The following is a 12,919-nucleotide window of genomic DNA, read 5'->3' as shown; positions in this document are numbered from 1 at the left end:
GGGCGAGCACCCGGGCCCCCTCCCCCTGAGAGCTACCCCGCCCCGTACACCTCCCCCGGCTTCCGCACTCCCCTCAGCAGGCCCCGTACCGCCTCGCCCGCCTCCGCCGGGGTCCAGCGGTCGCCCTTGTCGGCGACCGGGCCCGGGTGCCAGCCCTCCATGACGGTGATGCGGCCGCCCTCCGCGGCGAAGACCTGGCCGGTGACCCCGGCCGCGCCGGCCGAGCCGAGCCAGACGACGAGCGGGGAGACGTTGGCGGGGGCCATGGCGTCGAAGCCGGCTGCGGGCGCGGCCATGGCCTGCGCGAACACCCGCTCGGTCATCCGGGTGCGGGCGGCGGGGGCGACGGCGTTGACCTGGACGCCGTAGCGTCCCAGTTCGGCGGCGGCGACGAGGGTCAGGGCGACGACGCCCGCCTTCGCGGCGGCGTAGTTGGCCTGCCCGACGCTGCCGAGCAGCCCGGCCCCGGACGTGGTGTTGACGACGCGCGCCTGCGGCGTCCGCCCGGCCTTGTGCTCCGCGCGCCAGTGCGCGGCGGCGTGCCGCAGCGGCAGGAAGTGGCCTTTGAGGTGGACGGCGACGACGGCGTCCCAGTCGTCCTCGCCGAGGCTGACGAGCATCCGGTCGCGCAGGATGCCGGCGTTGTTGACGAGCGTGTCAAGCCGCCCGTAGGCGCCGAGGGCCGCGGCGACGAGGGAGGACGCGCCCTCCTCCGTGGAGACGTCGCCGGTGTGCAGGACGGCTTCGCCGCCCCGGCGGCGGATCTCCGCCACGACGGCGCGCGCCTCGCCGGACGAGGACCACACGTCGTTCACGACGACCCGCGCCCCCTCCGCCGCGAAGGCGAGGGCGTGCGCCCGGCCCAGGCCGCGGCCGGCTCCGGTGACGGCGGCGACGCGCCCGGTGCAGATTCCGCTCATGCCGGCGGCTCCTCGTGGTGGACGACGTGTTCGGCGTCGTGGTCGACGTCGTGGTCGACGTCGTGGTCGGCGTCATGGTCGGCAGTGGCGGCGGCGAGGAAGGCCGGGCGTTCCCCGCCACCGTGGACGAGCAGTTCGGCCCCGGTGATGTGGGCGGCGTCGGCGGAGGCGAGGAAGACGGCGGCGGCGCCGATCTCGTCGGGCTCGGCGAGCCGCCCTGCGGGGACGGTGCGGGCGACCGCGGCGAGCCCCTCCGCGTCCCCGTAGTGGCGGCGGGCGGCCTCCGTGCGCACCAGGCCGGGGACGAGGGTGTTGACGCGGACGGCCGGTGCCCATTCGACGGCCATGGTGGCCGCGAGGCTGTGCAGCCCGGCCTTCGCCGCTCCGTAGGCGGCGGTGCCGGGCGAGGGCCGGGTGCCGCTGACGCTGCCGACCATCAGGATGCAGCCGCCGGGCTGTTCGCGCATCAGCGGGTACGCGGCGAGCGACGCGGTCAGCGGTGCGACGAGGTTGAGGGCGAGGACGCGGGCGTGCCGGTCCGCGCCGGCGTCGGCCAGCGGCCGGAAGGGCGTGCCGCCCGCGTTGTTCACGAGGACGTCGAGCCGCCCGTACTCCGCGGCCACGCGGTCGAAGAGGGCGGTGACGGCGGCCGGGTCGCGCAGGTCCGCGGGCAGGTGGCGGGCCGTGCGCCCGGCGGCGGTGACGGGCCGCTCCGGCGGCCGGCGGGCACAGACGACGACGCGGGCTCCGGTGCGCAGGAAGGCCCGCGCGATGCCCGCGCCCACGCCGCGCGTGCCACCGGTGACGACGACGGTGCGCGCCCCCGTACCTCCCGTACCCCTCGTGCGCTCCGTACCGGCCGGCATGGTGCCACCTCCCGCGGCGGGTCGTCCGCTGCTACCGTCGGACCACGGCAACTACCTAACAAACGTTTGGTGGAAAGGTAGCGGATCCTCCGATGAGTGTCTCCACCTCACGCCCCGAACCGGCCGTCACCGTCGTCACCGTGGACTTCCCGCCCGTCAACGCCCTTCCCGTGCAGGGCTGGTACGACCTGGCGGCCGCGGTCGGCGCGGCGGGGGCCGATCACGCGGTCCGCTGTGTCGTGCTGGCCGCCGCGGGGCGCGGCTTCAACGCCGGCGTGGACCTCAAGGAGATCCGGAGCTCCCCCGGCCACGAAGCCCTGCTCGGCGCCAACCACGGCTGTGCGGCGGCCTTTTCGGCGGTCTACGACTGCCCGGTGCCGGTGATCGCCGCCGTGCACGGCTTCTGCCTGGGCGGCGGGGTCGGCCTGGTGGGCAACGCGGACGCCGTGGTCGCCTCGGAGGACGCCGTGTTCGGCCTGCCGGAGCTGGACCGCGGCGCGCTCGGCGCCGCGACGCACCTGGCCCGGCTCGTCCCCCAGCACCTCATGCGCACCCTCTACTTCACCTCGCGCACCGTCACCGCGCACGAGCTGCACCGGCACGGCTCCATCTGGCGCGTCGTGCCGCGCCCGGCTCTGCGCGCGGCCGCCCTGGAGCTGGCGCGGGAGATCGCCGCGAAGGACGGTGCGCTGCTGCGCCTGGCGAAGGCCGCGATCAACGGCATCGACCCGGTCGACGTGCGCCGCAGCTACCGCTACGAGCAGGGCTTCACCTTCGAGGCGGGCCTGTGCGGCGTGGGCGACCGCCTGCGCGAGGCGTTCGGGCAGCAGGACAGACAGCACCACGAAAAGGAGCGGCAGGAGAGGGAGCAACGACAGGAAGAGGAGCAGCCATGACCGGTGAACAGGCCGTGGCGGGCCGCGACAAGACCATGACCGCCGACGAAGCCGTCGCCCGCCTGGCGAGCGGCATGACCATAGGCATCGGGGGCTGGGGCTCCCGGCGCAAGCCCATGGCCCTCGTCCGGGCCCTGCTGCGCTCGGACGTCCGCGACCTCACCGTGGTCTCCTACGGCGGCCCGGACGTCGGCCTGCTGGTGGCCGCAGGCCGGGTCCGCAAGCTGGTCGCGGCCTTCGCGACGCTCGACTCGATCCCGCTCGAACCGCACTTCCGGGCCGCACGCCAGCGCGGGGAGGTCGAACTGGTCGAACTCGACGAGGCGATGTTCATGTGGGGCCTGACGGCCGCCGCGCACCGGCTGCCGTTCCTGCCCGTGCGTGCGGGCCTCGGCTCGGACGTCATGACCGTCAACCCGTTCCTGCGCACCGTGACGTCCCCCTACGGGGACGGCGAGGAGCTCGTCGCCGTCCCGGCGCTCACCCTGGACGCGGCCCTGGTGCACCTCAACCGGGCGGACGCGCGCGGCAACGCCCAGTACCTGGGACCGGATCCGTACTTCGACGACCTGTTCTGCGAGGCGGCGCGCGAGGCGTACGTCTCCTGCGAACGGATCGTCGACAGCACCGAGTTCACCAAGGAGGCCGGCCCGCAGACGCTCCTCGTGCAGCGGCACTGCGTCAGCGGCGTCGTCGAGGCGCCGGGCGGGGCGCACTTCACGTCCTGCGTCCCGGACTACGACCGGGACGAGGCGTTCCAGGCGGCGTACGCGGCGGCCGCGGCCGATCCGGCGGCCTGGCGGGAGTTCGCCGCCCGCTTCCTGTCGGGCGACGAGGACGCCTACCGGGCCGCGGTCGCCGGCTTCACCGGGGGCGCGGCGTGAGCGCCGGGCGGGCGGAGCGCGCCGAGGTGTGCGTCGTGGCGTGCGCGGAGGCCTGGCGCGGGAGCGGGGAGGTGCTGGCCGCTCCCATGGGCGTGGTCCCGTCGATCGGGGCCCGGCTCGCCCGGCTCACCTTCGCCCCGGACCTGCTGCTCACGGACGGGGAGGCGCTGCTGGTGGCGGACGTGCCCGCGCTGGGCGCGCGGGCCCGGGCGGTCGAGGGGTGGCTGCCGTACCGCCGGCATCTGGCGCTGGTCGCGGGCGGGCGGCGGCACGTGATGATGGGAGCGGCCCAGCTCGACCGGCACGGCAACCAGAACATCTCCTGCATCGGCGACTGGCGGCGGCCCTCCCGGCAGCTCCTGGGCGTCCGCGGCGCCCCGGCCAACACCCTCAACAACCCCACCAGTTACTGGATCCCCCGGCACTCGCCGCGCGTGCTCGTCGAGAAGGTCGACATGGTCAGCGGCGTGGGCTACGACCGGGCGGCCGCCGCGGGGCCGTCGGCGACGCGCTTCCACCGCATCCCGCGGGTGGTCACCGACCTGGCGGTGCTGGACTTCGAGACGCCGGACCGTACGATGCGGGTCCGCTCGCTGCACCCGGGTGTGACGGCGGCCGAGATACAGGCGGCCACGGGCTTCCCCCTGGAGGTCCCCCACGACGTGCCCCGCACCCGCCTGCCGTCCGCCGAGGAGCTGCGGCTGATCCAGGAGGTCATCGACCCGGACGGGCTGCGCGCACGGGAGGTACGGGGGTGAGGACGGCCCTGACCGAGCTGGCGGGAGTCCGGCACCCGCTCGTGCAGACCGGCATGGGCTGGGTCGCGGGCCCGCGGCTGGTGGCCGCCGTGGCGAACGCGGGCGCGCTCGGCATCCTCGGCTCGGCGACCATGACGCCGGACGCGCTCAGGGCCGCGATCAGGAAGGTGCGGGCCCGTACCGCGGGTCAGCCCTTCGGGGTCAACCTGCGGGCGGACGCGGGCGACGCCCGGGAGCGCGTGGACATCCTGATCGAGGAGGGGGTGCGGGTCGCGTCGTTCGCGCTGGCCCCGTCCCGGGAGCTGATCGCCCGCCTCAAAGGCGCCGGGGTGCTCGTCGTCCCGTCCGTGGGCGCGCGGCGCCACGCCGAGAAGGTCGCGGCGTGGGGTGCGGACGCGGTCGTGGTGCAGGGCGGCGAGGGCGGCGGTCACACGGGCGAGGTCGCGACGACCGTCCTGCTGCCGCAGGTCGTGGACGCGGTGGGCATCCCGGTCGTCGCCGCGGGCGGCTTCCGCGACGGGCGCGGCCTGGTGGCGGCCCTGGCGCTGGGCGCGGCCGGGGTCGCCATGGGCACGCGCTTCCTGCTGACCGCCGACAGCACGGTGCCGGACGCGGTCAAGGCGGCGTACCTCGCGGCGACGGTGCGGGACGTCGTGGTCACGACGAAGGTCGACGGCCTCCCTCACCGGATGCTGCGCACGCCGTTCGTCGCGGGCCTGGAGCGGTCGGGGCGGGTCGGCGGGCTCGTCCGTGCGCTGCGGCACGCCGCCTCGTTCCGGGCGCTGTCGGGGACGAGCTGGCCGGCGCTGCTGCGGGACGGCCGTGCGATGCGGCACGGCCGGGAGCTGACCTGGAGTCAGGTGCTGCTGGCGGCGAACACGCCGATGCTGCTGAGGGCCGCGATGGTGGAGGGGCGTACGGATCTGGGGGTGATGGCCGCGGGGCAGGTCGCCGGCGCCATCGACGACCTGCCGACGTGCGCCGAGCTGGTGGCGCGCGTGATGACGGAGGCGGAGGAGGTGCTGGCGGCGCTCGGGGGACACGGCGCCGGCGGATGAGCGCGGGCGCGCCGGAGCCACCCGCGCCCCGTACGGCTCACAACCGCTCGATGATGGTCACGTTCGCCTGGCCGCCGCCCTCGCACATGGTCTGGAGGCCGTAGCGGCCGCCCGTGCGCTCCAGTTCGTGGAGGAGCGTGGTCAGCAGCTTGGCGCCCGTCGCGCCGAGGGGGTGGCCCAGTGCGATGGCGCCGCCGTTGACGTTGACCTTGTCCGGGTCGGCGCCGGTCTCGCGGAGCCAGGCCAGGACGACGGAGGCGAACGCCTCGTTGATCTCGACGAGGTCGATGTCCGCGATCGTCAGGCCGGCCCGCTTCAGGGCGTGGGCGGTGGCCGGGATGGGCGCGGTCAGCATGCGGACCGGGTCCTCGCCGCGTACGGACAGGTGGTGGACGCGGGCGCGCGGGGTGAGCCGGTGGCGCCGCACGGCACGCTCGCTCGCGAGCAGCAGGGCGGCCGCGCCGTCGGAGATCTGCGAGGAGAGGGCGGCCGTCAGCCGGCCGCCCTCCACGACCGGCTTCAGCGCGGCCATCTTCTCCAGGGAGGTGTCCCTGCGGGGGCCTTCGTCGGCGGTCAGCCCTCCGTACGGGACGAGCTCGCGGTCGAAGCGGCCCTCGTCGGCGGCGTGCGCGGCCCGCAGGTGCGAGAGCAGCGCGTACTCCTCCATGGCCGGGCGGCCGATGTCCCACTGCCGGGCGATGAGCTCGGCGCCGTGGAACTGGCTGACGGGCCGGTCGCCGTAGCGCGCCCGCCAGCCCTCCGAGCCGGCGAACGGGCCTTGGGTGAGGCCGAGCGGGACGGCCGCCTGGTGGACGGCGTAGGCGATGGGGATCTGCGACATGTTCTGGACGCCGCCCGCGACGACGAGGTCCTGGGTGCCGGAGAGGACGGCCTGGGCGGCGAAGTGGACGGCCTGCTGGCCGGAGCCGCACTGCCGGTCGACGGTGACGCCGGGGACCTCTTCGGGCAGCCCGGCGGCCAGCCAGCTCGTCCGGGCGATGTCCCCGGCCTGGGGGCCGACCGCGTCCAGGCAGCCGAGGATCACGTCCTCGACGGCGGCCGGGTCCGCTCCCGTGCGCTCCATGAGGGCGCGCAGGACGTGCGCGCCGAGGTCGGCGGGATGGGCGGCGGAGAGGCCGCCGCCGCGCCGGCCGACGGGGGTGCGGACCGCTCCGACGATGTATGCCTCGGCCATGGCTGATCGCTCCTCGGTGTCCCTGGGGTCATTCGCGTACGGCGATGCCCTCCAGCACCATCGACAAGTACTGACGGGCGATCTCCTCGGGGCTGTGCGCGCCGCCCGGCCGGTACCAGGACGCGGCGACCCACACGGTGTCGCGCACGAAGCGGTAGGCGAGCCGGACGTCGAGGTCGGTGCGGAAGACGCCGGCCGCGGCGCCGCGGCGCAGGGTGCCGAGCCAGGCCCGCTCGAACCGGCGCTGGGAGTCGGCGAGGTAGGCGAAGCGCGGCTGCAGGGCGAGGTGCCGGGACTCGCGCTGGTAGATGGCGACGGCGGGGCGGTGCCGGTCGATCTCCCGGAAGGACTCGGTGACCAGGGCCTCCAGGGTCTCCCGGGGGCCGAAGCCGGCGGCGAGGACCGCGTCGTAGCCGTCCCACAGCTCGTCGAGGAAGGCGGACAGGATCTCGTCCAGCATCGACTCCTTGGAGTCGAAGTGGTAGTAGAGGCTCCCGGCGAGGATCCCGGCCTCGTCGGCGATGCGCCGCACGGTGGTGGCGTTGTAGCCGTGCGCGGCGAACACCTCGGCGGCGGTCGCGAGGAGTTCGCCGCGCCGCTCGGGCGCGGGCCGCTCGGCGGCGGTCTTCTTGCTGTTCGGCACGGTGCCATTGTCGTTCACGCGCGCTGGCTGCTGACGGAGACCGTCTCGCCGGTCATGTACGAGGAGTAGCCGCTGGCGAGGAAGACGATGACGTTGGCGACCTCCCAGGGCTCGGCGGCCCGCCCGAACGCCTCGCGCCGCACCAGCTCCTCCAGCAGCTCCGGGGTGGTGACCTTGGACAGGTGGGGGTGGAGGGCGAGGCTGGGCGCGACGGCGTTGACGCGCACGCCGTAGGCCGCGGCCTCCACCGCCGCGCAGCGGGTGAGCGCCATGACGCCCGCCTTGGCCGCGGCGTAGTGGGCCTGCCCCTGCTGGGCGCGCCAGCCGGCGACGGAGGCGTTGTTGACGACGACGCCGCCGGTGCCGCGGGCGCGCATCCGGCGCAGGGCGGCGCGGGTGCAGCGGAAGGTGCCGCCGAGGGTGGTGCCGACGACGGCGTCCCACTGCTCGTCGGTCATGGCGGTGAGCTCCGCGGTGCCGCCGAGGCCCGCGTTGTTGACGACGACGTCGAGGGCGCCGTGCCGCTCCTCGGCCAGCGCGAACAGGGCCGCGACCTGCTCCTCGTCGGTGACGTCGCACGGCAGGCCGGCGACCTGCCGGCCGCCGAACTCCTCGCTCAGGGCGGCCACGGCGTCGCGCAGCCTGCGGGCGTGCCGGTCGCCGAGCACGACGCGGGCGCCCTCCTCCAGGAACCGGCGGGCGGTCGCGGCGCCGATCCCGGCGCCGGCCGCGGCGGTGATGACGGCCGTGCGGCCGGACAGCAGGTCATGAGCGGGAGGGCGGGGCGGCGGACCCGGCCGGACAGCGGTGGACTCCTCGACGCTGCTCATGACCGTACGTTAACCTACCAAACACTTGTTAGGGAAGGATGGTTGATGACCACTGACCCTGTGACACCCACTGAGCCTGTGACACCCACTGAGCCTGTGGTGCTCTACGAGCGCACCGGTCCGGTCGCAACGGTCACCATGAACCGGCCCGCGTACCGCAACGCCCAGAACTCCGCGATGACGTACGCCCTGGACCGGGCCTTCTACGAGGCGGCGGCCGACGACGCCGTCAAGGTGATCGTCCTGGCGGGCGCGGGCGCGCACTTCTCGTCCGGCCACGACATCGGCACGCCCGGGCGCGACGCCCACCTGCCGTTCGACCGCCGGGCGGGCCTGTGGTGGGACCACTGCGGCAAGGCGGGCGCGGAGAGCCGGTTCGCCCGCGAGTCCGAGGTCTACCTGGGCATGTGCCGCCGCTGGCGCGAGCTGCCCAAGCCGGTGATCGCCGCGGTGCAGGGCGCGTGCGTGGCGGGCGGGCTGATGCTGGCCTGGGTCTGCGACCTGATCGTCGCGAGCGAGGACGCCTTCTTCGCCGATCCGGTGGTGCGGATGGGCATTCCCGGCGTGGAGTACTTCGCGCACCCGTGGGTGCTGCCGCCGCGCGTCGCGAAGGAACTCCTCTACACGGGCGACCGGATGAGCGCGCGGCGCGCCCACGAGCTCGGCATGGTCAACCGCGTCGTGCCGCGCGAGGAGCTCGCCGGGCACGCCCGCGAACTCGCCGGGCGCGTCGCCGCGATGCCGCGCATGGGCCTCGCCCTGGCCAAGCGCGCCGTCAACCAGGCCGAGGACCTCCAGGGCCTGCACGGCGGCCTCGACGCGGCGTTCGCCCTGCACCACCTCGCGCACGCGCACAACGCCGAGACGGCCGCCGACCCCCTGGGCGGCATGGACATCCGCGCGATGAAGGCGGAGGCGGGGACGGAGGCGGGCGGGGCCTGATGGACCTGGACTTCACTCCCGAGGAGGAAGCGTTCCGCGCGGAGGCCCGCGCCTGGCTCGCCGCGCACGTGCCGCGCGCGCCGCTGCCCTCCCTGGAGACCCGGGAGGGCTTCGGCGAACACCGCGCGTGGGAGCGGACGTTGCACGCCGGTGGCTGGTCGGTCGTCTCGTGGCCGCCCGCGTACGGGGGCCGGGGCCGTTCGTTCCTGGAGTGGCTGGTCTTCGAGGAGGAGTACTGGGCGGCCGGTGCGCCCGCGCGGGTCTCGCAGAACGGCATCGGCCTGCTCGCCCCGACGCTCTTCGAGCACGGCACGGAGGAGCAGCGCGCCCGGATCCTGCCCGCGATGGCGAGCGGGGAGACGGTGTGGGCGCAGGCGTGGTCCGAGCCCGGGGCCGGGTCGGACCTCGCGTCCCTGCGGTCGGTGGCCGTGCCGGCGCCCGGCGGGTGGCTGCTGAGCGGGCAGAAGGCGTGGTCCTCGCGGGCCGCGTTCGCCGACCGGGCCTTCGGGCTGTTCCGCAGCCGGCCGGCGGGCGACGGCCGGCCGCACGAGGGGCTGACGTACGCGATGTTCGGGCTGGACGCGCCGGGGGTGACGGTGCGTCCGGTGGCCCGGCTCGACGGCCGGCCCGCGTTCGCGGAGATCTTCCTGGACGAGGTGTTCGTGCCGGAGCGGGACGTCGTGGGCGCGCCCGGCGACGGCTGGCGCGTCGCCATGAGCACCGCCGGCAGCGAGCGCGGTCTCACGCTGCGCAGCCCCGGCCGCTACGTGGCCGCCGTGCGGCGGCTCGTCGCCCTATGGCAGTCGGCGGCCGACCCCGGGGACACGGCGCTGCGCGACCGGGTGGCGGACGCGGTGGTGCGGGCCCGGGCCTACCAGCTGTACGGGTACGGGTGTGCGAGCGCGGCGGGCGGCCCGCGGGGCGCGGAGCCGAGCCTGACGAAGCTGTTCTGGTCGGAGCTCGACCTGGCCCTGCACGAGACGGCGCTCGACCTGCTCGGCCCGTACGGCGAACTGGCCGGCGCCGCGGCCGACGCCCCGGCGCACGGCGCGTGGTCGGAGGGCTGGGTCTTCGCCCTGGCGGGCCCGGTCTACGCGGGCACGAACGAGATCCAGCGGGACATCGTGGCGGAACGGCTGCTGGGGCTGCCGAGGGGGCGGCGGCCGGCGGGCGGGGGCGGTGCCCCTGGAAGCTCGCCGCCTGAGCAGCCGGCTGAAGGCCGCACCCGGCCGCAGCAGCGGCCGGGCGTGCGGCGTCCACCGACCCCTTGACCTCCTCACGGGAGCAGACCGCATGCAGTTCACCCTCGGCACCGAGCAGCAGGACTTCGCCCGCGTTCTCGGCCGGATGCTGGGCACGGCGGACACGCCGGCGGCCGTGCGGGCCTGGGCGCGGGGTGAGCACGGGCCCGGCCTCGCCGTGTGGGAGCGGGTGGCGCGGGCGGGGGTGTTCGAGCCGGCGGTGCCGGAGGCGTTCGGGGGTGCGGGGCCGCTGCCTGCGGAGGTTGCCGTGGCGTTCACCGAGCTGGGCCGGTACGCGGTGCCGGGCCCGGCCGTGGAGACGGTCGCCGTGGCGGCGCTGCTGGCCCGGCTGGCCGCGGCGGGCCGGACCCTGCTCGCGGAGGCGTGGCTGCCGCGGGTGTGCGAGGGCGGGGCCCTGGTGACGGCGGCGCTGCCGGGCGCGCCGGGCGGGAGCCCGTACGCGCTGGACGCGGACGTGTGCGACGCGGTGTTCGTCGTGCCGGCCGGGACGGACGACCTCTTCCTCGCCGCCGGGCACGGCCCCGTGCAGCCCTCGCTGGACCCGGCGCGGCGGCTCGCCGTGCCACGCTGCGGGGCGGAGCCGGTGGCCTCCGGCCGGGCGGTGCGCGAGGCGGTGCGGCACGCCGCGGACTGGGCGGCGTTCGCGGCGGCCGCGCAGCTGCTCGGCGTGGGCGAGGCACTGCTGGAGCGGACGGTGGCGTACGTACGGCAGCGCAGGCAGTTCGGGACGCCGGTCGGCGCGTTCCAGGCGGTCAAGCACCGGCTGGCGGACACGCGCGTCGGGCTGGAGTTCGCGGCGCCGCTCGTGCACGGGGCCGCCGTGGCCCTGTCGGCGGGGGCGCCGGGCGGCGCTACGGCGGAGGTCGCCGCGGCGAAGGCGGCCGCGTCGGACGCGGCCTACGCCGCGGCGCGGGCCGCGCTGCAGCTGCACGGCGCGATCGGCTACACCGCGGAGTACGACCTGTCGCTGTGGCTGGGCAAGGCGCGGGCGCTGAGGTCCGCGTGGGGGGCACCGGCGGAGTGCCGGGCCCGCACCCTCGATATATTTCGCGAGTAAAACACTTGCTAAACTCTTAGGTATGGTGAGACGACCCGCCCTGCCCGGGGCCCTGCACGCCGCCTTCCGGCTCGGCCGCCCGGCGGACATCCGGCACAAGGCGGCCCTCAGCGCCGTCGTGGCCATGGCCGTGCCGGACGCCGCCCTGCTCGCGGCCGGCCGGCTGGACCTGGCGCTGTACACCTCCGCCGGGGCCCTATGCGCGCTGTACGGCCACGACCGCCCGTACGCCGCCCGCGCCCGGGCCCTCGCCCTCGTGGTGCTCGGCATGACGGCGGGCGTGGGCGCCGCCTTGGGCGCCGCGGCCCTGACCCGCTCCCCCACCGTGCTCGTGCTGGTCGCGGCAGCTCTCGCGGCCGTGCAGAAGACGGTGTGCGACGCCTTCCGTACGGGCCCGCCCGGCAACGTCGTCCTCACCTTCGTGTCGGCGTCGGCGTGCTTCGTACCGCAGCGGGCCGCCGACCTGCCGCTCCACCTCGGGCTGACCCTGGCCTGCGGGGTCTGGGCGTGGCTGGTCTGCATGGCGCCGGGCCTCATCCGGCCGCACGGGCCCGACCTGATCGTCGCCGCCCGCGCCCTGGAGGCCGCGGCGCGCGCGGTCCGCGCGGACGAGGCGGCCGCTCCCCGCGCCCGGCACGCCGCCTGGCAGGCCCTGCTGCGGGCGCCGGCGCAGGTGCGCGCCCACGTACACGGCGCACTCACCCGCACGGAACCGGACACCGCACCGGACGCCCGGCGCTGGGAGGCCTGGGCGCGGGATCTGCGCAAGGGCCGGCCCCTGCCCGGGGACGCCCCCGCCGCACCCGGCCCGGGCGCCGTGCCCCTTCCACCTCCCCGGCTGCGCCCGCACCTCCCCGCCGCCGCCCGCGTGCTCACCGGCTCCGCCCTCGCCGGCTGGGCGTCGCTCGCCTGCGGCGTCGGGCACCCCTACTGGGCGGTGGTCACGGCCGCCTCGGTCATTCAGGCCAACTCCGCGCTGTCCTGGCACCGCGCGCTCCAGCGGGTGCTGGGCAACCTCCTCGGCGTCCTGCTCTTCGCCGCGCTCGTGCCGCTCGTCCGCACCGGCGCCGTGGCCATGGTGCTGGCCGCGCTCGCCCTCCAGGCGGGCGCCGAGGCGCTCATCTCCCGCAACTACTGGCTCGGCACGGTCTGCGTCACCCCGATGGCCCTGCTGCTGACCGAATTCGGCGGCAGCCACCCCGCCCGGGAGCTCGTCGGCGACCGCTGGACCGATACGCTCGTCGGCGTGGCGACGGGCCTGCTCGCCTGCGCGCTGGTCGGTAACCGGCGGGCGGCGGACCGGGTCGAAGCCGCCGTGGCCCGGGTGGACGGGGCGAGCGCCGCGGCGCTCGCCGTGCCGGCCGGAGCGGACCGTGCCCGCGAGGCCGCCCGCGACCGGCTCGCGGCCGCCCTCGTCGAACTGCGGGAGGCGGCCGACACCGCGGCCGGCGAGTGGCGGCGGACCCCGCCCGGGGAACGGGTGGCGCACGCCGAGCGCGACGGTCACCGGGCGCTGGCCTCGCTCGTACGGGGGCACGCCCCGGGCGGCGCGGCGGCGTTCTGAGCCTCCTTCCGGGCGGGCACCGGCGGGGCGGCAGAATCTACCCG

General features: G+C 76.2%; 13 protein-coding genes. 8 read left to right on the top strand and 5 right to left on the bottom strand.

From position 1 onward, the window contains the following. Window positions 1-32 precede the first annotated feature (32 nt). The gene (locus tag PS271_RS26280; protein WP_398385175.1) at window positions 33-920 is read right to left on the bottom strand and encodes an SDR family oxidoreductase; all 888 of its coding nucleotides are present in this window, start codon (window positions 918-920) and stop codon (window positions 33-35) included. Next, window positions 917-1,786 (bottom strand): SDR family oxidoreductase, encoded by an 870-nt coding sequence (locus tag PS271_RS26275; protein ID WP_398385174.1) that lies wholly within the window; start codon window positions 1,784-1,786, stop codon window positions 917-919. The genes PS271_RS26280 and PS271_RS26275 overlap by 4 nt, the downstream gene beginning before the upstream one ends. Window positions 1,787-1,878: 92 nt before the next feature. On the opposite strand from PS271_RS26275, the gene PS271_RS26270 reads away from it, so the two are divergent. Genes PS271_RS26270 through PS271_RS26255 form a run of 4 tightly spaced genes read left to right on the top strand, consistent with a single transcriptional unit; the run spans window position 1,879 to window position 5,382 of the window. After that, a complete protein-coding gene (locus PS271_RS26270; protein WP_398385172.1) occupies window positions 1,879-2,682 on the top strand; it encodes an enoyl-CoA hydratase family protein in 804 nt (267 codons plus the stop codon). After that, on the top strand, window positions 2,679-3,566 hold the full coding sequence (locus PS271_RS26265; RefSeq protein WP_398385170.1) for a CoA transferase subunit A: 888 nt from the start codon (window positions 2,679-2,681) through the stop codon (window positions 3,564-3,566). The genes PS271_RS26270 and PS271_RS26265 overlap by 4 nt, the downstream gene beginning before the upstream one ends. Next, window positions 3,563-4,324 (top strand): CoA-transferase subunit beta, encoded by a 762-nt coding sequence (locus PS271_RS26260; RefSeq protein ID WP_398385169.1) that lies wholly within the window; start codon window positions 3,563-3,565, stop codon window positions 4,322-4,324. Before PS271_RS26265 ends, PS271_RS26260 begins: the two co-directional genes overlap by 4 nt. After that, on the top strand, window positions 4,321-5,382 hold the full coding sequence (locus PS271_RS26255) for an NAD(P)H-dependent flavin oxidoreductase (protein WP_398385168.1): 1,062 nt from the start codon (window positions 4,321-4,323) through the stop codon (window positions 5,380-5,382). The genes PS271_RS26260 and PS271_RS26255 overlap by 4 nt, the downstream gene beginning before the upstream one ends. Window positions 5,383-5,419: 37 nt before the next feature. Here the strand turns inward: PS271_RS26255 and PS271_RS26250 are convergent, their stop codons facing one another. The 3 genes from PS271_RS26250 to PS271_RS26240 are packed head-to-tail and all read right to left on the bottom strand — an operon-like array spanning window position 5,420 to window position 8,050. Further along, window positions 5,420-6,577: an acetyl-CoA C-acetyltransferase gene (locus tag PS271_RS26250; protein WP_398385166.1), complete on the bottom strand. Its 1,158-nt coding sequence runs from the start codon at window positions 6,575-6,577 to the stop codon at window positions 5,420-5,422. Between the two features lie 28 nt (window positions 6,578-6,605). Then, window positions 6,606-7,220, bottom strand: coding sequence for a TetR/AcrR family transcriptional regulator (locus PS271_RS26245; protein ID WP_398385165.1), 615 nt, complete (start codon window positions 7,218-7,220; stop codon window positions 6,606-6,608). A 14-nt stretch (window positions 7,221-7,234) separates the two neighbouring features. Then, entirely contained in the window at window positions 7,235-8,050 is an 816-nt protein-coding gene (locus tag PS271_RS26240; RefSeq protein ID WP_398385163.1) for an SDR family oxidoreductase, read from the bottom strand. Between the two features lie 45 nt (window positions 8,051-8,095). On the opposite strand from PS271_RS26240, the gene PS271_RS26235 reads away from it, so the two are divergent. From PS271_RS26235 to PS271_RS26220, 4 genes are read left to right on the top strand one after another with little or no spacing between them, the layout of a single operon-like run. Continuing rightward, window positions 8,096-8,992, top strand: a complete 897-nt coding sequence (locus PS271_RS26235) for an enoyl-CoA hydratase (RefSeq protein WP_398385162.1) — start codon at window positions 8,096-8,098, stop codon at window positions 8,990-8,992. Continuing rightward, window positions 8,992-10,263: an acyl-CoA dehydrogenase family protein gene (locus PS271_RS26230; RefSeq protein ID WP_398385160.1), complete on the top strand. Its 1,272-nt coding sequence runs from the start codon at window positions 8,992-8,994 to the stop codon at window positions 10,261-10,263. The genes PS271_RS26235 and PS271_RS26230 overlap by 1 nt, the downstream gene beginning before the upstream one ends. A gap of 22 nt (window positions 10,264-10,285) precedes the next feature. Beyond that, on the top strand, window positions 10,286-11,311 hold the full coding sequence (locus tag PS271_RS26225; RefSeq protein WP_398385158.1) for an acyl-CoA dehydrogenase family protein: 1,026 nt from the start codon (window positions 10,286-10,288) through the stop codon (window positions 11,309-11,311). Between the two features lie 22 nt (window positions 11,312-11,333). Continuing rightward, on the top strand, window positions 11,334-12,875 hold the full coding sequence (locus tag PS271_RS26220) for an FUSC family protein (RefSeq protein WP_398385156.1): 1,542 nt from the start codon (window positions 11,334-11,336) through the stop codon (window positions 12,873-12,875). The last annotated feature ends 44 nt before the right edge of the window (window positions 12,876-12,919 follow it).

It is taken from the genome of Streptomyces sp. SCA2-17 (assembly GCF_044336695.1).
This window is presented reverse-complemented; position numbering and strand designations above follow the sequence as displayed.